19 protein-coding genes are annotated in these 20,260 nt (G+C 65.3%); 5 read left to right on the top strand and 14 right to left on the bottom strand.

Annotated elements, in window-relative coordinates; genetic code table 11:
• Nucleotide 1: 1 nt before the first annotated feature.
• Nucleotides 2-2,080 (bottom strand): alpha-ketoacid dehydrogenase subunit alpha/beta, encoded by a 2,079-nt coding sequence (locus AC1Q6Z_RS11510; RefSeq protein WP_492647899.1) that lies wholly within the window; start codon nucleotides 2,078-2,080, stop codon nucleotides 2-4.
• Nucleotides 2,081-2,200: 120 nt separating this feature from the next.
• On the opposite strand from AC1Q6Z_RS11510, the gene AC1Q6Z_RS11505 reads away from it, so the two are divergent.
• Entirely contained in the window at nucleotides 2,201-2,668 is a 468-nt protein-coding gene (locus AC1Q6Z_RS11505) for an Lrp/AsnC family transcriptional regulator (RefSeq protein WP_256116258.1), read from the top strand.
• A 5-nt stretch (nucleotides 2,669-2,673) separates the two neighbouring features.
• Here AC1Q6Z_RS11505 and AC1Q6Z_RS11500 read toward each other — a convergent pair whose 3' ends face one another.
• A complete protein-coding gene (locus AC1Q6Z_RS11500) occupies nucleotides 2,674-3,579 on the bottom strand; it encodes a DMT family transporter (protein ID WP_439625225.1) in 906 nt (301 codons plus the stop codon).
• Nucleotides 3,580-3,730: 151 nt separating this feature from the next.
• Here AC1Q6Z_RS11500 and AC1Q6Z_RS11495 point away from each other — a divergent pair, with 151 nt between their 5' ends.
• Nucleotides 3,731-5,515, top strand: coding sequence for an IlvD/Edd family dehydratase (locus AC1Q6Z_RS11495; protein ID WP_492647898.1), 1,785 nt, complete (start codon nucleotides 3,731-3,733; stop codon nucleotides 5,513-5,515).
• A gap of 75 nt (nucleotides 5,516-5,590) precedes the next feature.
• On the top strand, nucleotides 5,591-5,860 hold the full coding sequence (locus AC1Q6Z_RS11490) for a hypothetical protein (RefSeq protein ID WP_492647897.1): 270 nt from the start codon (nucleotides 5,591-5,593) through the stop codon (nucleotides 5,858-5,860).
• On the opposite strand, the gene AC1Q6Z_RS11485 is transcribed toward AC1Q6Z_RS11490, so the two are convergent.
• The 7 genes from AC1Q6Z_RS11485 to AC1Q6Z_RS11455 all read right to left on the bottom strand — a co-directional run bounded on the left by AC1Q6Z_RS11485 (nucleotide 5,828) and on the right by AC1Q6Z_RS11455 (nucleotide 13,024).
• Nucleotides 5,828-6,706 carry a DMT family transporter gene (locus tag AC1Q6Z_RS11485; RefSeq protein WP_492647896.1) on the bottom strand — a complete coding sequence of 293 codons (879 nt, stop codon included), beginning with the start codon at nucleotides 6,704-6,706 and terminating at the stop codon, nucleotides 5,828-5,830. The genes AC1Q6Z_RS11490 and AC1Q6Z_RS11485 overlap by 33 nt on opposite strands.
• Before the next feature lie 146 nt (nucleotides 6,707-6,852).
• Nucleotides 6,853-8,286: an aldehyde dehydrogenase family protein gene (locus AC1Q6Z_RS11480; RefSeq protein ID WP_492647895.1), complete on the bottom strand. Its 1,434-nt coding sequence runs from the start codon at nucleotides 8,284-8,286 to the stop codon at nucleotides 6,853-6,855.
• A 12-nt stretch (nucleotides 8,287-8,298) separates the two neighbouring features.
• Nucleotides 8,299-9,027, bottom strand: coding sequence for an MBL fold metallo-hydrolase (locus AC1Q6Z_RS11475; RefSeq protein ID WP_492647894.1), 729 nt, complete (start codon nucleotides 9,025-9,027; stop codon nucleotides 8,299-8,301).
• Nucleotides 9,028-10,119 carry an ABC transporter ATP-binding protein gene (locus AC1Q6Z_RS11470; RefSeq protein ID WP_492647893.1) on the bottom strand — a complete coding sequence of 364 codons (1,092 nt, stop codon included), beginning with the start codon at nucleotides 10,117-10,119 and terminating at the stop codon, nucleotides 9,028-9,030. It abuts the gene before it with no gap.
• Nucleotides 10,116-10,898, bottom strand: coding sequence for an ABC transporter permease (locus AC1Q6Z_RS11465; RefSeq protein ID WP_435265888.1), 783 nt, complete (start codon nucleotides 10,896-10,898; stop codon nucleotides 10,116-10,118). The genes AC1Q6Z_RS11470 and AC1Q6Z_RS11465 overlap by 4 nt, the downstream gene beginning before the upstream one ends.
• 2 nt (nucleotides 10,899-10,900) lie before the next feature.
• Entirely contained in the window at nucleotides 10,901-11,764 is an 864-nt protein-coding gene (locus AC1Q6Z_RS11460; protein WP_492647892.1) for an ABC transporter permease, read from the bottom strand.
• A 183-nt stretch (nucleotides 11,765-11,947) separates the two neighbouring features.
• The gene (locus tag AC1Q6Z_RS11455) at nucleotides 11,948-13,024 is read right to left on the bottom strand and encodes an ABC transporter substrate-binding protein (RefSeq protein ID WP_492648341.1); all 1,077 of its coding nucleotides are present in this window, start codon (nucleotides 13,022-13,024) and stop codon (nucleotides 11,948-11,950) included.
• A gap of 130 nt (nucleotides 13,025-13,154) precedes the next feature.
• On the opposite strand from AC1Q6Z_RS11455, the gene AC1Q6Z_RS11450 reads away from it, so the two are divergent.
• The gene (locus tag AC1Q6Z_RS11450; protein WP_439625207.1) at nucleotides 13,155-13,781 is read left to right on the top strand and encodes a TetR/AcrR family transcriptional regulator; all 627 of its coding nucleotides are present in this window, start codon (nucleotides 13,155-13,157) and stop codon (nucleotides 13,779-13,781) included.
• Nucleotides 13,782-13,797: 16 nt separating this feature from the next.
• Nucleotides 13,798-14,190: a YybH family protein gene (locus AC1Q6Z_RS11445; RefSeq protein ID WP_492647891.1), complete on the top strand. Its 393-nt coding sequence runs from the start codon at nucleotides 13,798-13,800 to the stop codon at nucleotides 14,188-14,190.
• 1 nt (nucleotide 14,191) lies between these two features.
• Here AC1Q6Z_RS11445 and cueR read toward each other — a convergent pair whose 3' ends face one another.
• From cueR to AC1Q6Z_RS11420, 5 genes are all read right to left on the bottom strand, one after another.
• The gene (gene cueR, locus AC1Q6Z_RS11440; protein WP_492647890.1) at nucleotides 14,192-14,602 is read right to left on the bottom strand and encodes a Cu(I)-responsive transcriptional regulator; all 411 of its coding nucleotides are present in this window, start codon (nucleotides 14,600-14,602) and stop codon (nucleotides 14,192-14,194) included.
• The gene (locus AC1Q6Z_RS11435) at nucleotides 14,599-17,088 is read right to left on the bottom strand and encodes a heavy metal translocating P-type ATPase (RefSeq protein WP_492647889.1); all 2,490 of its coding nucleotides are present in this window, start codon (nucleotides 17,086-17,088) and stop codon (nucleotides 14,599-14,601) included. Before AC1Q6Z_RS11435 ends, cueR begins: the two co-directional genes overlap by 4 nt.
• A gap of 74 nt (nucleotides 17,089-17,162) precedes the next feature.
• Nucleotides 17,163-17,369, bottom strand: coding sequence for a heavy-metal-associated domain-containing protein (locus tag AC1Q6Z_RS11430; RefSeq protein ID WP_492647888.1), 207 nt, complete (start codon nucleotides 17,367-17,369; stop codon nucleotides 17,163-17,165).
• 75 nt (nucleotides 17,370-17,444) lie between these two features.
• Nucleotides 17,445-18,080, bottom strand: a complete 636-nt coding sequence (gene dhaL / locus AC1Q6Z_RS11425; protein WP_492647887.1) for a dihydroxyacetone kinase subunit DhaL — start codon at nucleotides 18,078-18,080, stop codon at nucleotides 17,445-17,447.
• Between the two features lie 23 nt (nucleotides 18,081-18,103).
• A complete protein-coding gene (locus AC1Q6Z_RS11420) occupies nucleotides 18,104-20,197 on the bottom strand; it encodes a bifunctional sugar-binding transcriptional regulator/dihydroxyacetone kinase subunit DhaK (protein ID WP_492647886.1) in 2,094 nt (697 codons plus the stop codon).
• Between the last annotated feature and the right edge of the window lie 63 nt (nucleotides 20,198-20,260).

Raw genomic sequence — 20,260 nt, 5'->3', positions numbered from 1 at the left:
CTCAGAACTCCAGCAGCGCGTCGATCTTGGCGCGGATTTTCCCGACCGAGGGCACCGCCCAGTCGAGCAGCACGGGATTGTGCGGGCTCGGTATGTCCGGCATGGTGAGCCGCGAGACCGGCGCGTCGAGATCCATGAAGGCCTCGTCGGCCACCACGGCCGAGATTTCCGCGCCAAAACCGGCGGTGCAGAGATCCTCATGCACGATGAGGCAACGCCGGGTGCGGCGCACGGAGGAGAGCACCGCCTCTCTGTCCCAGGGCATCAGCGTACGCAGGTCGATGACATCGGCCGAAACGCCATCCGCGGCCTCCTCGCAGCGATGCACCATCGCGCCCCAGGTGACGAGCGTGATCCTGTCACCCCGGCGCGTGAAGCTGGCCTTGCCGAAAGGCAGGGCATAATCGTCGCCGGGATAGGGGCGGCGCGCCCACGCGTGGTCCAGCATGGCCCGGTGTTCGAAGAAGATCACCGGGTCGTTGCCGCGGAGACTCGTGCGCAGCAGGCCGACAGCGTCGGCGGCATTGGAGGGCACCGCGACCTTCCACCCGGGCTGGTGCACGAAGGCGACCTCGTTCGTCTGGCTGTGCCAGGGGTCGCCGCATTTGAAATAACCGCCCGGCATGCGCAGCACCATGGGGGCCGCAAATCGGTTGTTGGTGCGCCAGCGGATCGTGCCGCAGTCGTTGATCTGCTCGGTGGCGGGCTCGGCATATTTGCGGAACTGGATTTCCGGCACGGGCATCAGGCCGGCAAGCGCCATGCCGACAGCCCGGCCGACAATGCCTTCCTCCGAAAGCGAGGTATCGAACACCCGCTCGCTGCCGAACTTTTCCTGAAGCCCGAGGGTCACAGCATGCACGCCGCCCTTCGGCCCGATATCCTCACCGAACAGCACGACGCGCTCGTTGATCGACAGTTCATGGTCGAGCGTGCGGCGGATGGCGGTGACCATGTTGATGCGCTGGCCGTCCGCCTGCACCGTGGCGACTGTCTCCGGCGCCCTATAGCCGTGGCGGATCTGCCCGCCCATCACCTGCACCTCGCCATCGAAGAAGACGTGCCGGGTCACCGTCTCGGGGACGGCGGTCGGGCGCGCTTCGGCTGCGATGCGCGCCGTCTCCGCCGCCTGCCGTGCATCCTCGTCCGCGGCATTCCACTCCGCCTCGCTCAGCACGGCGGGCACGATATAGCCCTTCAGGCGCGGCAGCGGATCGCGCGCCCATTCGCTGCGCACCGTCTCCTCGTTCTTGTACGCCTGGGTATCCTGGAAACTGTGGCCTTGCAGGCGCGGCACGGTGAGACGCAGCAGGACAGGGCCACGGCTGCGGCGCACATGCTCCACCGCATCGCCGGTGAGGCGCGCGGCGGCCGCGGGATCGGTGCCGTCGCCTTCGAAAATCGTCAGGTTCTTCCAGCCGGAAAGGTTGGCGGCGATGTTGCCGCCGGGTGTCTGGATGGTAGAGGGGACCGAGATGCCGTAGCCGTTGTCCTCGATGTAGAAGAGCATCGGCAGGGTCTGGGTCGTAGCAATCGTCAGCGCCGACCAGAACCCGTTCGAGGCGACCGAGCCATCGCCGCCGAGCACCACGGCGATGCTCTCGCGGTACTCCGCCTTGCCCAGCACGTCGGCATAATATTTGACTGCCTGCGCCCAGCCGGCCGTCGGCGTATATTGCGCGCCGACGCCGCCGCACATGGGGAGCGCCGACGCGCCATCGAGGTTCGGATAATTGAAGACGACGCCGATGTCGCGCCCGTCGGAATAGCCACCGGCACGGCCCATCGCCGAGCCGAGCGCATCGGCGGGATCGACGCCGAGCGACAGCAGCAGCGGGCGCGAGCGATAATAGCCGCAGGTCGCATCATGCCGGTCGGTCAGGTGGCTTCCGAGCATGATCTGCGCCATGTCGTGGCCGCGGGCAGAGAACTGGTAGAGCACCTTCTTCTCCGGCACGAGGCGGGTTTCCTCCATCTCGTCGAGCGCGCGCGACAGGTGCATCAGATAGGTGATGCGTTTCCAGTCGACGGTTTCATCCGGCGCGTTTCGGGCGATGGGTTTGAGCGCGGCCTGTGCCATGGTTTCCTCCCGCATGTGCATGGATGGAAAGTGTAGGACGCGGGAGGCGAAAAAGCGTTTCAAACAGCGCGCAGTCTGCGATAGAAATGAAACGTCTGTATCTCATTTCTGGGTTTTACGATGAATTCCATTCAGCTTGACGCCATCGACAGGAGAATCCTGAAAGTCCTGCAGCGACGCGGCGATATCAGCCATGCGGCGCTCGCCGAGGAAGTCGGTGCCTCAAGTGCCTCCTGCTGGCGGCGGATCAAGGCGCTGGAGGAGGCGGGTGTTCTCGGCCCCACCGTCCGCCTGCTCGATCCGGACCGCATCGGCCGCGGCCTCAATGTCTTCTGCCAGGTGCGCATGAAATCGCACGACCCCATCGCGCGGCGGGATTTCGAGCGCTTCGTGCAGACGCATGAGGAAGTGCTGGAATGTTATTCCATGTCCGGCGAATGGGATTACCTGATCCGCGTCGTCGTGAAGGACGTCCGGGACTACGAGCAGCTTCTCATGCAGGCGATTCTGACCCATGAGGCGGTCGCGAACTCGTCGTCGCATTTCGCACTGAAGAGCGTGAAATACACCACCGAACTGCCGCTTTGACGGTCTCAGCCGCGGGCGCGGCGTTTCAGCTGCTGCTCGCGGAAGAAGATGAAGAGGCCGGAAGCGACGATGAAGCCGGCGCCGATCAGCATGGCCGGGCGGGGGAGATCGCCGAAGAAAATCCAGCCGAAGATGACGGCCCAGAGCAGCAGCGTATATTGCAGCGGCACGACAGTTGCGGCATCCGCCAGCTTCAGCGAGCGGTTGACCAGCATGTGTGCGCTCATCGCGACGATGCCGAGCAGGCTCAGCAGACCGAGGCCGGCGCCGCTGACCGGCGCCCAGCCGGACGGATCAGCGAGACACCAGACACCCGCGAAGATCACCGCCGCCCCCATCTGCCAGAAGACCAGCGTCGTATCGGGCGCGGCGCGCAACGACCGGCCGAGCACCATGGCCACGCTGAAGGCAAGGCTGCCGGCAAGCGCGATAAGGGCGGGCAGCGTAAACGTGTCCTTCGACGGCTCCAGCGCAATGACCACGCCGATAAAGCCGATGATGATGGCCGTCCAACGCCGCCAGCCGACCTTTTCGCGCAGCAGCAGAGGCGACAGCGCCGCCACGTAGATCGGCGCGGCAAGCCAGTAGGTCATGGCATCGGCGAGCGGCATGTAGGCGACGGCGAAGTAGAAGGCGGATGCCTCGAACGCATAAAGCGCAGAGCGCAGGAAATGCAGTTTCGGGCGATCGACGTCGATAAGCTGCCGCCATCCCGTGCGCCACAGGAAGGGCGTCAGCACCAGCATCGCGGCGGCGCTGCGGATCAGCATGAGCTGGCTGACGGAATAGGTGGCCACCAGCCACTTGCCGAGCACGTCGTTCAGCGAAAACATGGCCATGCCGAGCAGCATCAGCATCACGCCAAGGCGGGCGGTGCCGGAGGCGGGCGAGGAGGCGGTGATATCGGTCATGGCGGAAACTCGGATCTCGGGATGGGAGGGCTGTGACACATTCCACGGGGCCGATCCAGTCAGCAATTTTGATAGCTGCATCAAGCATCTGTTGATCCCGAACGAGAGGGATGGAACAGTGCGGGTGGATATTGTTTACAAGGGTCATTTCATGACGGACGAAAAGACAGGCAAGCGCCGGCTGCGATCGCAGGACTGGTTCGACAATCGCGACCATATCGACATGGCCGCGATCTATCTCGAACGCTTCATGAACTACGGCATCACGCCGGAGGAGCTGCGCTCCGGCAAGCCGGTGATCGGCATCGCGCAGAGCGGCAGCGACCTGACGCCGTGCAACCGCCATCACGTCGACCTCGCCAAGCGGGTGCGCGACGGTATCCGCGATGCGGGCGGTATTCCCATCGAGTTCCCGACGCATCCGATTTTCGAGAATTGCAAGCGGCCGACCGCGGCTCTCGACCGCAACCTCGCCTATCTCGGCCTCGTCGAGATTCTCTACGGCTATCCGCTCGACGGCGTCGTGCTGACGACCGGCTGCGACAAGACCACGCCCTCGGCGCTGATGGCGGCCTCGACGGTCGATATTCCGGCGATCGTGCTCTCCGGCGGGCCGATGCTCGATGGCTGGCACGAAGGCGACCTCGCCGGCTCCGGCACCGTCATCTGGCGCTCGCGCCGCAAGCTTGCAGCCGGCAGGATGGACGAGGAGGAGTTTTTGCAGGCAGCCATGGATTCCGCGCCCTCCATCGGCCATTGCAACACCATGGGCACCGCCTCGACGATGAACGCGCTGGCCGAAGCGCTCGGCATGTCGCTGACGGGCTGCGCCGCCATCCCGGCCGCCTATCGCGAACGTGGCCAGATGGCCTATCGCACCGGCCGGCGCGCGGTGGAGCTGGTGCTGGAGGATATCCGCCCCTCGCACATCCTCTCGCGCGAAGCTTTCCTCAACGCGATCCGCGTCAATTCGGCGATCGGCGGCTCGACCAATGCGCAGCCGCATCTGATGGCGATGGCGAAACATGCGGGCGTCGAGCTGAAGCCGGACGACTGGCAGGTGCACGGCTACGACGTCCCGCTACTCGCCGACGTACAGCCGGCCGGACGTTTCCTCGGTGAGCGTTTTCACCGGGCAGGCGGCGTGCCGGCGATCATGTGCGAGCTGCTGGATGTCGGAAAGCTCGATGGAGGTTGTCCCACCGTCACCGGGCGCACTGTTGCGGAGAACCTGGAAGGGCGTGCGGCAAGCGACCGCGAGGTCATCCGGCCCTATGGCGAACCGCTCAAGGAGCGGGCGGGCTTCCTCGTTCTCAAGGGCAACCTGTTCGATTTCGCCATCATGAAGACCTCGGTGATCTCGCCGGAGTTCCGTACGCGTTATCTGAGCGAGCCGGGCCGGGAAGGCACGTTCGAGGGCAAGGCCGTCGTCTTCGATGGCTCGGAGGATTACCACAGGCGCATCAACGATCCGGCGCTCGCCATAGACGAACGCACCATCCTCGTCATCCGCGGCGCGGGGCCGCTCGGCTGGCCGGGTTCGGCAGAGGTCGTCAACATGCAGCCGCCGGACCACCTTCTGAAACGCGGCATCACCAGCCTGCCGACGATCGGCGACGGGCGGCAGTCCGGCACCGCCGACAGCCCGTCGATCCTCAACGCCTCGCCGGAAAGTGCGGCCGGCGGCGGGCTTGCGTGGCTGCGCACCGGCGACATGATCCGCATCGACCTCGAAAACGGGCGGTGCGACATGCTGGTGGAGGCGGGGGAAATCGAGCGCCGCAAGGCCGACGGCATTCCTTCGGTGCCGGCTGACGCGACGCCGTGGCAGCGGCTCTACCGCAAGACGGTCACCCAGCTTTCGGACGGCGCGGTCATCGAGGGGGCCGCGGATTTCCGCGAAATCGCCAAAACGCCGCCGCGGCACAACCACTGATCAGCCCGGCGGAATATTGCGCGGCACCCAGCCGTCTCCTTCGCAGGAGCATGGCCACGTCAACGGAGGTGCAGCATGAAGAACGGCAAGGTATGGGGCTGGGTGATGATCGTCGCCGGCGCCTGGTGGCTGGCCTCCGGCCTGCTGACGAACGACATGGGCGGTCTTGCGAGCCTCGGCTACAATCCCGACGCGCCGTTGAGCTTCAGCCTCGCGCCGGGCCGCTTCCTGTTCGGGATCGCCATCAACGGCCTGATCCTGTTTTCCGGCATACGGGCCGTCATGCAGGCAAAACAGGCGGAAGGCCAGGCTTCAACCCCGCCGGGCGACCAGAATCCCGGCTAGCACGATAACGCCGCCCACCGCCTGCATGATGCCCACCGGCTCGGCGAGCAGGAACCACGCGAGGATGGCGGCGACCACGGGCTGCAGGAGCAGCGTCAGCGAAGAAAACGCCGTCGGCAGATAGGCCAGCGCATAGGTCACGAGACCCTGCCCGCCGACATGGCTGATGAAGGCGAGGCCGACAACCATCGCCCAGCCGAACAGGGTGATGGGCAACATGCTGCCCTCGAAGAAGAAGGCGATCGGCAACATGCAGACGGCGGCCGAAAACGTCGTCCAGACCATGATGCGCAGCGTCGAGAAGCGCGAGCGGACATGGCCGAGCGCCAGCATGTAGCAGGCGTAGAAGATGGCGGCGACGATGGCGGTCGCATCGCCCGCAAGCTGCCCGCCGCCGATTGCCGCCGGCCCACCCTTCAGCACGATGACGCCGACCAGTGCCAGCGCAAGCCCCGCCAGGAAAATGGGCGTAATGCGCGTGCGGAAGATCAGCCAGGAGCCGAGCGTCACGAAGACGGGCGCCAGATTGGCCAGCAACGTCGCATTGGTGACGGAGGTCATGTGCAGCGACAGGTGCCAGGCGACGAGATCGATGGCCAGGAAGATACCGGGCAGCAGAAGCACGAGATAGTCGCGCAGTCCGGCCGGCTCTTCGTCCGCCTCCCTGGCGACGCGCGATATCAGGAAGAACGGCAGCAACGCCAGCGAGACCCGCCAGAACGCCGTTGCCAGCGGCCCCACTTCCGACAGGCGGACGAAAATCGGCGAGCCGCCGATGGCCGCGCCCCCGATCAGAAGGGCTGCGAGCGCGAGGCGGCGATGGGTGGAAACGGCAATCGGGGACAAGGCAGCGGTCCGGGCATCAGGATGCCAGCGAGCTATCAGACTGCACCGGGTTGAACCAGACGGGCGCCGCTAATTTAGCGGAAAACTTTGCACCCATGAAAAAGCGGCGCCCTTTCGAGCGCCGCCTTCGGATTTATCTGGCTGGATTACGCCGCATCCGGCCGGTGAACCGTCTTCACCTCAAGAAAATCCTCAAGGCCGAAGATGCCGCCTTCGCGGCCGTTGCCGGACTGCTTGTAGCCGCCGAAGGGGCTGCCGTAGCGGTGCGGGCCGCCGTTGATGTGCACCATGCCGGCGCGAAGCCGGGCGGCGACGCGCTCGGCGCGGTCCGGATTGCCGGTCTGGAGATAGGCGGCAAGGCCGTAGGCGGTGTCGTTGGCGATCGCGATCGCTTCCTCTTCAGTGTCGAAGGGGATGATCGAGAGGACAGGACCGAACACCTCTTCGCGGGCGATGCGCATCTCGTTGTTGACGTCGGCAAAGATCGTCGGCTTGACGAAATAGCCGGTCTCGAAACCCTCCGGCTTGCCGGGGCCGCCGACCAGAACGCGTGCGCCTTCGGCGACACCCGCCTCGATCAGCGCCTGCACGCGGCCGAACTGGATGTGGGAGACGAGCGGACCGATATGTTCGCCGGCCTCTTCCGGGTTGCCGACCTTGGCTTCCTTGCCGGTGCGCTCGGCGATCTCGACGACCTTGTCATAGACCGAACGCTCGACGAGCATGCGGGTCGGCGCGTCGCAGGACTGGCCGGAATTGTTGAAGCATTCGCGCACGCTGCCGGCGACGCGGTCTTCGAGGTCGGCATCGGCGAAGACGATGTTCGGCGACTTGCCGCCGAGTTCCAGCGTCACGCGCTTGACCGTCTCGGCCGCATCCTTGCTGACGGCGATGCCGGCGCGGGTGGAACCCGTGAAGGACATCATGTCGACGTCCTTGTGCTTGGAAAGCGCCGCGCCGCATTCAAGACCGTCGCCGTTGACGAGGTTGAACGTGCCCGCCGGGAAGCCGGCCTCATGCACCATTTCCGCATAGAGCAGGGCGTTCAGCGGCGTGAATTCGGACGGCTTCAGCACGCAGGTGCTACCGGTCGCGAGCGCCGGGACGACCTTCAGCGCGATCTGGTTGATCGGCCAGTTCCACGGCGTGATGAGGCCGGCGACGCCGATCGGCTCGCGGCGCACGACGTCGCCGTTCGGCAGCACTTCGCGGCCCTTCAGGCGCTTCAGGCCTTCGATGAAGCCCTGGAGGTGGCCGACGCCGACATCCGCCTGCTGCTCGGTGCTCATGGTGATCGGCGCGCCGAGTTCCAGCGTGATGGTGTGCGCCATCTCCTCATAGCGGCGCTTGTAGATGTCGAGCAGCTTTTCGAGCAGCGCGAGGCGCTCTTCCACGCTGGTCTGGCTGTAGGTCGCAAAGGCCTTCTTGGCGGCAGCGACGGCGCGGTCGATATCGGCGGCGGTGCCCATGGAGATGACCGCGATCGGCTTTTCCGTTGCCGGGTTGATCACCGAAAGGTCGTTGGGCTTCAGCGGATCGACCCACTGGCCGTCGATGTAGAATTTGCGCTTGTCGAGCATGTTTTTCTCCCGTCACTTCTGTTTTTCATCAAGCCAGCCCTTGATGAGCTGGCGGTAGCGGTCTCCGCCGAAACTTGGAAAATGGCCGCCATGCACCAGCCGCACGGGCAGGGTCAGGAGCCGTTCCATCGAGGCGATGTAATCCCCCAAGTCGGAATGGTAGGTGTCCTCGATCAGCGGGCCATCGTAGACGATGTCGCCCGAGAAGAGAATTTCTGTCGCCTTTTCGTAGAGCGCAATACCCCCCGGGGAGTGTCCCGGCGTGTGAATGACCTCGAACTGCCGGTCGCCGAGGTCGATGATGTCGCCATCTTCGAGGATGCGCGTCGCGGGCGCGCGCTTCACCGCGTAACATTTCGAGCAATAAGGTTCGGGCGGCAGCGCGTCGAAGATGTCGTCGGTAACGTAGGGTTCGGCGAGCGTGTTTTCCCGCGTCGGGTTGGCGAGAAGATCGGCTTCGGCGGAATGCACGGCGCGGCACTCGAATTCGTGATGGCAGCCGATATGGTCGAAATGGGTGTGGCTCGCCACCGCGATCAGCTCGCGCTCCGTGACGACGGGCACCCATTCGCGCAGCGAAACGACGCCCATGCCGCTATCCACCAGCATGTCGCGGTCGCGCCCACGTATGTGCCAGATGTTGCAGCGGTAGAATTCCTGGATGTAAGGCTCGGAAATATAAGTGACATCGTCGTCGAGGCGACGAACGCTGTACCAATCCTCCGGGCGGATGCGCTGCATTTACTCTACGACTCCCGCTCCGTCCTGAAGCACGACGATGCTATCCGCCTTTAGCCGAAGGTCAAGCTCGGCGCCGACTTGCGGATTGTCGGTCTGGGGAAGATGGGCGGTGAGGGTGGTGCCGTCGGCCGCGACATGGCAGCGGTGGTGCGTGCCGAAGAAGGCACTGCCGGTGATGCGGCCGCGGCCGAGCGAGACGGTCGGCACATCCGTGCTCCCGCTGCGAAAATGCTCCGGGCGGATGCAGAGCGTGACATCGCGACCTGCCGCCGGCAGGCCGGACACGAAGGCGGAGGCGGGCAGGGCGACGCGGCCCAGCGCGGTTTCCACTTCCGCCTCGTTCGCCGCCGTGCCGCACACCTTGGCCGGCAAAAAGTTCGCCTCGCCCATGAAGCCGGCGGAAAACAGCGAGCGCGGTCGCATATAGATCGAGGCCGGCGTGCCGACATCCTCGATGCGGCCCTTGTTCATGACGACGATGCGGTCGGCGATCGCCATCGCCTCTTCCTGGTCGTGCGTGACATGCACGAAGGTCGTGCCGACCCGCTTCTGGATCGCCTTCAACTCGTCCTGCATCTGCCGGCGCAGCTTCAGGTCGAGCGCCCCGAGCGGCTCGTCGAGCAGCAGCACGTCCGGATCGACCGCGAGCGCGCGGGCAAGCGCCACGCGCTGCCGCTGGCCACCCGAGAGTTCATGCGGCTTTTTGGCGGAGGAGGCCCTGAGGCCGACGAGATCGAGCAGGGAGAACGCCTTCTCGTAGCGTTCCGCCTTGCCCATGCCGCGCATGCGCAGGCCGAAGCCGACATTGTCGCGCAGGCACATATGCGGGAAGAGCGCGTAGTCCTGGAACATGGTGGTGGTCGGGCGCTTGGCCGGCGAGACATGGGTCATGTCGCGCCCGCCGATCGAAACCGTGCCGGAGGTCGGCTCGATGAAGCCGCCGAGAATGGAGAGCAGGGTCGTCTTGCCGCAGCCCGACGGGCCGAGCAGCACGATGAACTCGCCGGCGGCGATATCGAGCGACACGTCGTCAAGTGCCCGGAATGCGCCGAAGACCTTGGTGGCGTTGCGAATGGAAACGTCGGCGGTCATGAGGCTTTCTTTCTGAAGACGGTGAGTTCCATGACGACGAGGAACGCGACCGAGACGAGGAAGACGACGCTGCCGATGGCATTGGTCCTGGGGTCGAGGCCGGAGCGCAGCATGCTCCAGATCTCTACCGGCAGCGTCACATCGAAGCGCGACAGCAGGAAGGCGACGATGAACTCGTCCCAGCTGAAGGTGACGGAGAGGAAGAAGGCGGCGAGGATCGACGGCAGCAGCATGGGCGCGGTGATCAGCAGCATGACCTGCCAGTCCTTCGCGCCAAGATCGCGCGCCGCCCGCTCGATGTTCACCTGATGCCCGCCCATCGAAGCATAGATGATGGCGAAGCAGAGCGGCAGGTTGATCACCACATGGCCGATACCGACGGTGACGAGCGAAAGCCTGAGGCCGGTAAGATTCAGCACCGAAAGCAGGCCGAGGCCGATGATCAGCGTGCTCACCGTCATCGGCGCGACGATGAGGCCGCGCAGGAGGCCGGAGGCGGGCAGCGTGTAGCGGGCGAAGGCATAGGCCGCGAGGAAGCCGAGTACGCAGGCGACCGCCGATGAAACGACCGCGACGATCAGCGAATTGCCGAGCGCGGCCATCAGCTTGCCATCGGAAAAGATCGCCTCGTACCAGCGCAGCGTCAGCCCGTTCAGCGGCGGCACCGGCAGCGTGCCATCCTGGAAGGAGAAGAGCACCAGCACGACGACGGGCAGGAAGATGAAGAGGTAGATGAGGCCGGCATAGAGCGCGGCAAGGGCGGTGGTGAGGTGGCGCATGTTTATGTCCGCTCCATCTTCAGCCAGCGGGCGCAGGCGATATAGGCGAGCGTGACGACGACCATCAGCACCAGCGAGAGTGCTGTCGCCATCGGGAAATCCGCCCGCCGTCCGAGTTGCAGCATGATGACCTGCGGCAGCACGAGCTCGTTGTTGCCCCCGAGGATCTGCGGCGTGATGTAATCGCCGATGCACAGCACGAAGGTGAGGAAGGCGCCGACCATGATGCCGGGTAGCGTCAGCGGCAGCACGACGAACCAGAAGGTCTGGAAGGCATTCGCGCCGAGATCGGCTGCGGCACGGCGGTAGTTCGGTGAAAGCTGGATGAGGTTGGCGTAGATCGTCAGCGTCAAAAGCATGACGAAGAAGTGCACGAAGCCGATGATCGTGCCGGTGCGGTTGGCCGAAAGCTCCAGCGGTTCGGCGATGACGCCGAGCCAGAGCAGCGCCTGGTTGACGACGCCGCCCTTGGAGAGCACCAGCAGCCAGGAATAGGAACGCACGACATAGGAGGTCCAGAAGGGCAGGATCGCCATGATGAGGGCGAAACGCTGCCACTTCTTCGGCACGCGCTCGGCGATTATCCAGGCGAGCGGGTACGCGAGCAGGATGGAGATGACGGTGACGGCCGCCGTGATCTCCAGCGAGACGACGAGCCCCTTGAAGAGATGCGCCTTCTCGAAGAAGGCGACGTAATTGTCGAGCGTCCACGTCGCGACGATCTCGCGCCCCTGCCGCGTCCAGAAACTGATCGCCGCCATATAGGCGAAGGGTGCGAGGAAGAAGAACCCCGTCCAGAGCAAAGCCGGAAGGGCAAAGGCCCAGGCCTTGCGGCGCTCCGCGCGCTCATAGGCAGTGGCGGTCATGGGGTCGGTCCTCGTCAGTGCTTGGAGCTTGGATCCTCGGGTCAAGCCCGAGGATGACGAAAGAAGAGAAGTGGGGCGACGCAGAAACGGCATCGCATGCCGAGCCGTTCGATAGGGCAGGCTCACACCCTCCCCACCGTCATCCTCGGGCTTGACCCGAGGATCCACGCATCCCCCCGAACCTTACTGCTGCAACATCTCCGTCCAGACGTCCTGCATCGCCGCATCCATGTCGGCATCTGCCACCGGGTAGAGCTGCGAGTTCTTCAGATATTCCGGCTGCTTGTCCCAGCGCAGCGCCGCCTTCTGCGGGTCGGTGAGGTGCTCGCCCGCCTTGGCATTGGCTGGCATCGCCCAGTAGCAGGACGAAGTGGCAAGCCGCGCCTGGCCCTCGGGGCTGACGATGTACTGCACGAATTTCAGCGCGAGATCCTGCTTCTCGGAGTCCTTGAAGACGCCGATCGACTGCGCCCAGCGCAGCGCACCCTGCTTGGGGATCGTCCAGTCGAGATTCGGCTTTTCGCCGGAAAGGCCCGCCGTCAGCCACTCGCCGCCACCGACGACGATGTCCACCTCACCGGTCGCCAGTGCCGTCTGCGAGGCGACGACATCGCTCACCTGGCGGGCGACCTTCTTCATCTCGAACAGCTTTTCCTTGATCGCCGGCAGGTCTTCCTGCTTGAGGTCTGCGGTCTTCTTGCCGATGCCGACGCCGGTCAGGCCAACCATCGGCAGGTAATAATCGTAGAGCGCGATGCGGCCCTTGTACTTGTCCGACCAGATGACAGAAAGATCGTCCATATCGGCCGGATCGACCTTTGTCTTGTCGAAGGAAATGGTGTTGTAGCCGAATTTTTCGGTAACGGCGTAGACCTTGCCGTCCTTGGTCGTCGTCTCTTCCATGCGGACTTCAGGGAAGAGATCGCCGAGCGGCAGCTTGTCGGCCGGCATTTCGCCAAGGATGTTCATGTCGATGGCGCGCGGCACGTCGACAGCGTCGATCACCAGCACGTCCCAGTCACCGGGACGGGATTGCTCGATGATCGAGATAGCGGCACCCGTGCCCTCATATTCCTTGAGGTTGACCTTGACGTTGTTGGCCTTTTCGAAGGGCTCGACCAGTGCCGGGTCGGTGTGGTCGCACCAGACGAGCGCGTTCAGCTCGTCCTGCGCCTGCGCGCTGGCGGGAGCGAGAACCAACACGGCTGCGGTGGCAAGAAGCATGCGGCGGGAGAACCCGCTGGAAACGGTTTTCGTCATCATCTTTCCCTCTGGCTGAAGGCTTTTGGCCCAGGCGAATGGCACTCATTCCGGTGCCTTGAGAAAAAGATTGAACGAATTCATTTTTTAAGTCAATCTCATTTTTGAGGAGATTCCAACGGAGGATTCCATGGCTGGATTGCGTGCAAAACAGAAGGCGGACAAGACCCGCCGCATCCTTGAAGCCGCGACCACGCTGTTCCGCGAGCAGGGGTATGACAGCGCCCGCATCGAGGACATCGCCGAGATGGCGGAGGTTTCCGTTGGCACGCTCTACAACTACTACCAGAACAAGGGCGACATCCTCGTCGCCACCGTGGCGATGGAAGTGACGGAGGTGCTGGAGGGCGGTGCGCGCATCGTCGCCAATCCGCCGCTCAACGTGGCGGAGGCGCTGCGCACCCTGATTGATCAATATTACGACCACTCGCTCTATTATCTCTCCAAGGAGATGTGGCGCACCGCCATGGCGATCTCCATCCAGCAGCCGGAGACGCCGCTGTCGCGGCGCTATACCGAGCTCGACGGACAGCTCTGCGCCCAGGTCGTGCAACTCGTCGAGACGCTGAAGGCGCGCGGCGTGATCCAGGCCGGCGTCGACGCCAAGGCCATGGGCGAAGTTTTCTTCAACAATCTCAACATGATGTTCATCGAGTTCTGCAAGGTCGATGCCATGCCGCTCGAAGAGCTGAAGGCGCGCGTCAACGCCCAGCACGAGCCCATCGCCGCCCTCATCAGCAGCATCAAGATCGTCTGAGCCGCAGGTAAATGCCATGACCGATACGGAATCCGCCGTCCTCACCGCCGCCGATACCCTGGTGAGCGCCTTCGCCCGGCATGACCGCGCAGCATACTTTGCCGCCTTCGCGCCGGAAGCGACCTTCCTCTTCTACAATCTCGACCGCACGCTCGACGACCGCGCCGCCTATGAAGCGGAGTGGGCGCTGTGGGAGACGCGCGATGGCTTTCGCGTGCTCGGCTGTCGTTCGACGGACCGCAAAGTCCGGCTCGTCGGCGACGTGGCGATCTTCACCCATGCCGTGGAGACCGACGTTTCGGTGGGTGGCGAGACCATGACGAACAACGAGCGCGAGACGATCGTCTTCTCGCGCGATCCCGCCGGCCGCTGGCTCGCCGTGCACGAACATCTTTCAGCCGCCGCCTGATCTAGCAACATGCCTCCTCCGCCTTGCCGCTCGCCAACTGTTCGAGGATCGGACAGTCCGGCCGGTCGTCGCCGTGGCAATGGGCCGAAAGGTGCTCCAACGTGTGCACCATCTCCTGCAGCAGGCGCATCTTTCCCTTCATCTCGTCGACATGCTGGTTGGCGATGCGCTTCACGTCGCCGGAGGCCCGCGCGCGGTCCTGCCAGAGCGCCAGCAGGTCGCGGATCTGGGCGATGGAAAAGCCGAGGTCGCGCGCGCGCCGGATGAAGGAGAGCGTCGAGAGATCCTTCGGCCCATAGGTGCGATAGCCGGCGCCGGTGCGCCCGGCCTCGCGAATGAGGCCGATCGATTCGTAGTGCCGGATCATTTTGGCGGAGACACCCGTCGCCTCCGCCGCTTCGCCGATATTCATGCCTGATCTCCCTTGCGGAATGCGAGACGAAAACGCTTGAGCCGCAGCGCGTTCGACACCACGAACACGCTGGAAAGCGCCATGGCGCCGGCTGCGAGCGCCGGTGAAAGCTGGATGCCGAAGGCCGGATAGAGCAGGCCGGCCGCGACCGGGACCAGCGCGACATTGTAGCCGAAGGCCCAGAACAGGTTCTGGCGGATGTTGCGCATCGTCGCCCGCGACAGCGCGATGCCGACGGCGACACCGCGCATGTCGCCCGCCATCAGCACCACGTCGGCGCTTTCGATGGCGACATCCGTGCCCGTGCCGATGGCGATGCCGGTATCGGCCGCGGCAAGCGCCGGCGCGTCGTTGATGCCGTCGCCGACGAAGGCGACCTTCTTCGCGCCGCCGGCCGATAGCTCGCGCACCGCCGCGACCTTGCCGTCCGGCAGGACTTCCGCCAGCACCCGGTCAATGCCGAGCTTTTCCGCCACTGCCTCGGCGGTCCGGCGGTTGTCGCCGGTGATCATCGCCACTTCAATCCCGAGCGCCTTCAGCGCGGCGATCGCCTCCTTCGTCGTCGGCTTGACCGGATCGGTGACGGCAAAGAGCGCCGCCAGCCGGCCGTCGATGGCGACGTAGAGCGGCGAGGCGCCCTCGGCGGCGAGCCGGTTTGCGTGGCTTGAGAACGGCGAAACATCGAGGCCGCGCGCCTGCATGAAGCCGACCGAACCCGCCTCCACCCTGCGGCCGGAAACCTCCGCCGAAATGCCCTGGCCGGAACTCGCCACGAAGCCGGTTGCCGCCGGAAGGTCGATGCCCTCCGCGACCGCCGCTTCATGGATGGCGGCGGCGATCGGGTGCTCGGAATGCACCTCCGCGGCGGCGACCAGCGCCAGCACCTCGTCGCGCGCAAAGCCATCCGCCGGCACGATCTCCGTCAGCGTCGGATGGCCGAGCGTCAGCGTGCCGGTCTTGTCGACGGCCACGATGTCGGTGCCTTCCAGCGTCTGAAGCGCGGTGCCCTGGCGGAAGAGCACGCCAAGTTCCGCCGCGCGCCCCGTGCCGGTGATGATGGAGGTGGGGGTCGCAAGCCCCATGGCGCAGGGGCAGGCGATGATGAGCACGGCGACGGCATTGACCAGGGCATGGGCGAGCGCCGGGCTCGGGCCGAACACCAGCCAGAGGCCGAAGGTCACGAGGGCGACGGCGATGACGGCCGGCACGAACCATTGCGTGACGCGGTCGACGAGCGCCTGGATCGGCAGCTTTGCCGCCTGCGCATCTTCCACCATGCGGATGATCTGCGAGAGCACCGTATCGGCGCCGACGCGGGTGGCACGGAAGGTGAGCGAGCCGGTGGTGTTGACCGTGCCGCCGGTGACGAGGTCGCCGGCCTGGCGCGCGACGGGCATCGGTTCACCCGTGATCATCGACTCGTCGATGTACGAGCTGCCCTCCGTCACCTCGCCGTCGACCGGCACTTTTTCACCCGGCCGCACCAAAACGATATCGCCCGGCACGACGCTTTCGAGGGCTATATCCTCCGCTTTTCCATCGCGCAGCACGCGGGCGGATTTGGCGCGCAGGCCGGCGAGATGGCGGATCGCCTCGCCGGTGCGGCCCTTGGCGCGCGCCTCCAGGTAGCGCCCGGCGAGGATGAGCGTGACGATGACGGCGGCTGCCTCGAAATAGACATTCGCCGTGCCGCCTGGAAGCAGGCCCGGCGCGAAGGTCGCGACGGTGGAGAAACTCCAGGCGGCGAGCGTGCCGATGACGACGAGGGAGTTCATGTCCGGCGCCAGCCGCGCGAGCGCCGGAATGCCCTTGCGGAAGAAGCGCAAGCCGGGACCGGCCAGCACCAGCGTCGCCAGCACGAACTGGATGATCCGGCTCGTCTGCATGCCGAGCGTCTCGTGAATGTAGTGGCCGAAGGACGGGAAGGCATGCGCGCCCATTTCCATCACGAAGAGCGGCGCGGTCAGCAGCGCGGCGATCACCAGGTCGCGCCGCAGGATTTTTGCCTCGGCGGCGCGGCGGTCGTCCTCGGCGGGTGTCGCGGCGGTCTCACGGATGGCCTTGTAGCCGGTGCGTTCGATCGCGGCGGAAAGATCCTCGAAACTCGCGGCACCCTTGACGAGGCGGACGCGGGCGCGTTCCTGCGCGAGGTTGGCGGTCGCCTCGATCACGCCCGGCACGGCTTTCAGCGCCTTTTCAACCCGGCCGATGCAGGAAGCGCAGGTCATGCCCTCGACGGGGAACTCGATGACCTCTTCCGTGACGCCGTAACCAGCCTTGCGCACCGCTTCTGCCACGGCCGCCACGTCGGGCGTGCCGTTAAAGGTCACATCGGCTTTTTCCGTCGCAAGGTTGACGGCGGCGCCGGTGACGCCCGGCACCGTTTCGATGGCCTTCTCGACGCGGCGCACGCAGGACGCGCAGGTCATGTTGGAGATGGAGAGTTTTACGGTCCGGCGGTCTGCCGGCGGTGTGGTGGTGAGCATGATGCACCTTTCATCCTGTGTCGGATAGATCGTGCACCTTCCCATCATGTCAAGGTCAAGCGGCTTTTTGCCGCTCAGGCCGGCGAATAGCCTTCTGCCGCGATAACGGAGGCGACGGCGGCCCGATCACCAGCATTTTCGATCGACACGCGCTTGGTGGCGAGGTCGATATCGACCTTGGCGGCCGGATAGGCGGCGACAACCGCGCCGGTGATGGTCTTTGCGCAATGGCCGCAGGTCATGTCCGGCACAGTGAAGGCGAGGGTGGTGCTGTTGCTCATGATTAGTCTCCTGATGTCTTGCCAGCAGGATGCCGCCTTCCCCCATGGGAAGGTCAAGCCCAAAGTTTGTGCTCGCTAAAGCGTTTCCGCCATGGCCCGCACGAGGGCAGCCGCGGAGGCGGCTCCGGGGTCGAGATGGCCGAGCGAGCGCTCGCGCACGCGGGCGGCGCGGCCCTTGGTGGCGACCATGGTGGCGGTCGCGGCCGCACCATTGTCGGCAGCGATCGTGACTGCTTTCCAGAAATCCTGTTTCGACCGGCCATCGGCGACCGCGCTTGCGGCGGCCTCGGCCGCCGGCAGCCAGACGTCGAGCATGGTCTTGTCGCCGCGCTGCGCCTTGCCGCGATCGCGGATGCCCTCGGAGAAGGCGGCCAGCATGTCGCGGCAGGCGGCAAGGTCGAGTTCCTTGCGGCCGGCGAGCGCTTGCGCCGCGCGTCGCAAGCCGGTGGCGTAGAGCGGACCGGTGGACGCGCCGACGGCGTCGAGGAACCCGGTCGCGGCCGTCTGCATCACCTCGGACGGGCTCGCCGTGTCGAGATCGAGCGCGGCGAGCGCCTTGTTCACCGCCTTGAAGCCGAGCGACATGGTGATGCCGTGGTCGCCGTCGCCGATCGCGCCGTCCAGCTCGGAAAGATGATCCTTCTCCGCCTCGATCGCCTCGGCCATGCGCCCGAACATCCTGGCGAGAGCCCGCGCCGCGCTTTCCGACATGTCTTCCTCCACACTAAGGCATTTCAGGGCGTGTTGACGGTTAGAATCGACGACCGGCATGGATGATGCATGAGGTCGGTGAGCTGCCGGTCGAGATGCAGGATCGAGATGGAGGCGCCGACCATGTCGAGCGAGGTACAATAGTGCCCCACCCAACTCGCCTCGATCGTGATGTTCTTGGCCGACAGCCGCTGCTCCACCCGGCGAAACAGGATGTAGAGTTCCATCAGCGGCGTGGCACCGAAGGAATTGACCAGCACCGCTACCCGGTCGCCGGCCTCGGCTTTCATTTCTTTGAAGATGTTGTCCATGATCGTGTCGACGATCTCGTCGGCCGTGCGGATGCGCTCGCGCGAGACGCCTGGCTCGCCATGGATGCCCATGCCGAGCTCCATGTCGTCCGGGCCGATCTCGAAATTGTGCCGCCGCGTCTGCGGCATGGAGCAGGATTCGAGCGCGACGCCCACCGTGAAGGTACGATCGTTGGCTTTGCGGGTGACGGCCTCGCATTCGTCGAGCGTCAAACCGCGGTCGCAGGCCGCCCCCGCCACCTTGAAGACGAAGAAATTGCCGGCGACGCCGCGACGCCCCTCCTTGTCCTCGACCGGCGAGGAGGCGATGTCGTCGGTCGTCAAAACCGTGCGGATCGGGATGCCCTGCTCCTCGGCAAGCTCCGCCGCCATCTCGAAATTCATCACGTCGCCGGCATAGTTGCCGTAGACGAAGAGTACGCCGGCACCACCGGAGGCCGCGACCGCGCATTTGACGATCGGGTCGGGCGGCGGCGAGGAGAAAATGTTTCCGATCGCCACCGCGTCGGCGAGACCCTTGCCGACATAGCCGACGAAGCAGGGTTCGTGCCCCGCGCCGCCGCCGATGACGAGGCCGACCTTGCCCGGCCGCGGGCCGTCGCGGGCGACGAGCGCGCGGCGCGAGCCGGCGACCGGCTCAAGATAGGGCTTGTGGGCGGCGATCAGGCCGTCGAGCATTTCCTCGACCACGTCATTAGGATTGTTGAGGAATTTCTTGACGTGGCTGCGGTAACTGTTGGCGACCGGCACGCTCTTCTGGCGCTGCGAGAGTTTGCCGTCGAGGCTCGTCACGCCATCGGCGCGCAGGATGCCGGCGCCCGTCGCGGCGTCCGTCACCAGCACGTTGACGTAACCGCCGCGAAGTGCGGCGAGCAGCGCTGGTACCTTATCGAAGCCGCCGGCGACGGCGACGCGGGTGCCGATGCCGCGCAGCATTTCCAGCGAAATGCCGATCGTGCGATCATCGAGGGGGCCGGCGACGGGGCGGCCGCGTTCGTCGATGAAGCGCCCGGCGAGAACGCCCGCGGCACCCTTGGCGAGATAGTGCTGCAGGGGCACGGATTCGAAGAAGCCGCTGGTGTGGATCGTCGAGTTGGGGCGCAGCGACGAGATGCCGAAGACGATGCGGTTGGCGCGGGCGAGCGTGTCGAACTGTTCGCGGATCAGCGGCTCGGCGAGCAGCATACGGTGCATTTCGCCCGAGGCGACAACAGCCGGTGCGGTGATGTTGACGCAGCGCGCCGCGATCGCGCGGGCAACCGCTGCCGTGGTCAGCTCCGGCGTATAGGCGAAGCTGGCGGTCGTGCCGCCAGTCGCCTGCACGACGGTGACATCTTGCAATGGACCCATTTCCAGGTGTTCGCCAACCGACAGGATCGTGCGGCCCCAGGCGACGGCGAGCGTGTCGCCGGACTTGATCATCTTGGCGAGCGCCTGCGCGCCGGCCGCTCCCAGCCTGCCAATCAGCGGACGCGAATCGTCGTCGTTCGGCACGACGAGGCAGTCGGAAAGGCCGAAATGGCGCTTGAGTTCCTGCGCAATGGTGAGGGAGGCGAGCCGGGCGGGCTCGATGGAAATATTGACGATGCCCTTTTCGCGGGCGTCGGCGAGGTAGCTGTTGACGGTGGCACGCGACACGCCCATCGCCTCGGCGATCTCGCCCTGCGTCATGCCGTCTTCATAATAGAGCCAGCAGGCCCAGACATAGGGGTCGTCGCCGTAGCGCAGCGGGATCGAATCCACGCCTTCCGGCCCGTTCACCCGGCCGATGCCGCCCTTGCGCGGCGAGGAAGTCTTCAATGCCATCGGTTTCGCCGGTCCCCCTTTTGGCGGCGAACATGGGAGCAACGCCGCCGGTTTGCAACCGGA

The organism is Shinella sp. GW835-FHT14H05 (assembly GCF_058793575.1).
The sequence above is the reverse complement of the archived record's forward strand: the minus strand, read 5'-3'. Positions and strand labels throughout refer to the sequence as shown.

What these genes read in the sequence shown, in the direction of transcription:
- AC1Q6Z_RS11510 (WP_492647899.1), bottom strand. Translation starts at nt 2,080, where the DNA reads ATGGCACAGGCCGCGCTCAAACCCATCGCCCGAAACGCGCCGGATGAA.
- AC1Q6Z_RS11505 (WP_256116258.1), top strand. Translation starts at nt 2,201, where the DNA reads ATGAATTCCATTCAGCTTGACGCCATCGACAGGAGAATCCTGAAAGTC.
- AC1Q6Z_RS11500 (WP_439625225.1), bottom strand. Translation starts at nt 3,579, where the DNA reads ATGACCGATATCACCGCCTCCTCGCCCGCCTCCGGCACCGCCCGCCTT.
- AC1Q6Z_RS11495 (WP_492647898.1), top strand. Translation starts at nt 3,731, where the DNA reads ATGACGGACGAAAAGACAGGCAAGCGCCGGCTGCGATCGCAGGACTGG.
- AC1Q6Z_RS11490 (WP_492647897.1), top strand. Translation starts at nt 5,591, where the DNA reads ATGAAGAACGGCAAGGTATGGGGCTGGGTGATGATCGTCGCCGGCGCC.
- AC1Q6Z_RS11480 (WP_492647895.1), bottom strand. Translation starts at nt 8,286, where the DNA reads ATGCTCGACAAGCGCAAATTCTACATCGACGGCCAGTGGGTCGATCCG.
- AC1Q6Z_RS11475 (WP_492647894.1), bottom strand. Translation starts at nt 9,027, where the DNA reads ATGCAGCGCATCCGCCCGGAGGATTGGTACAGCGTTCGTCGCCTCGAC.
- AC1Q6Z_RS11470 (WP_492647893.1), bottom strand. Translation starts at nt 10,119, where the DNA reads ATGACCGCCGACGTTTCCATTCGCAACGCCACCAAGGTCTTCGGCGCA.
- AC1Q6Z_RS11465 (WP_435265888.1), bottom strand. Translation starts at nt 10,898, where the DNA reads ATGCGCCACCTCACCACCGCCCTTGCCGCGCTCTATGCCGGCCTCATC.
- AC1Q6Z_RS11460 (WP_492647892.1), bottom strand. Translation starts at nt 11,764, where the DNA reads ATGACCGCCACTGCCTATGAGCGCGCGGAGCGCCGCAAGGCCTGGGCC.
- AC1Q6Z_RS11455 (WP_492648341.1), bottom strand. Translation starts at nt 13,024, where the DNA reads ATGACGAAAACCGTTTCCAGCGGGTTCTCCCGCCGCATGCTTCTTGCC.
- AC1Q6Z_RS11450 (WP_439625207.1), top strand. Translation starts at nt 13,155, where the DNA reads ATGGCTGGATTGCGTGCAAAACAGAAGGCGGACAAGACCCGCCGCATC.
- AC1Q6Z_RS11445 (WP_492647891.1), top strand. Translation starts at nt 13,798, where the DNA reads ATGACCGATACGGAATCCGCCGTCCTCACCGCCGCCGATACCCTGGTG.
- cueR (WP_492647890.1), bottom strand. Translation starts at nt 14,602, where the DNA reads ATGAATATCGGCGAAGCGGCGGAGGCGACGGGTGTCTCCGCCAAAATG.
- AC1Q6Z_RS11435 (WP_492647889.1), bottom strand. Translation starts at nt 17,088, where the DNA reads ATGCTCACCACCACACCGCCGGCAGACCGCCGGACCGTAAAACTCTCC.
- AC1Q6Z_RS11430 (WP_492647888.1), bottom strand. Translation starts at nt 17,369, where the DNA reads ATGAGCAACAGCACCACCCTCGCCTTCACTGTGCCGGACATGACCTGC.
- dhaL (WP_492647887.1), bottom strand. Translation starts at nt 18,080, where the DNA reads ATGTCGGAAAGCGCGGCGCGGGCTCTCGCCAGGATGTTCGGGCGCATG.
- AC1Q6Z_RS11420 (WP_492647886.1), bottom strand. Translation starts at nt 20,197, where the DNA reads ATGGCATTGAAGACTTCCTCGCCGCGCAAGGGCGGCATCGGCCGGGTG.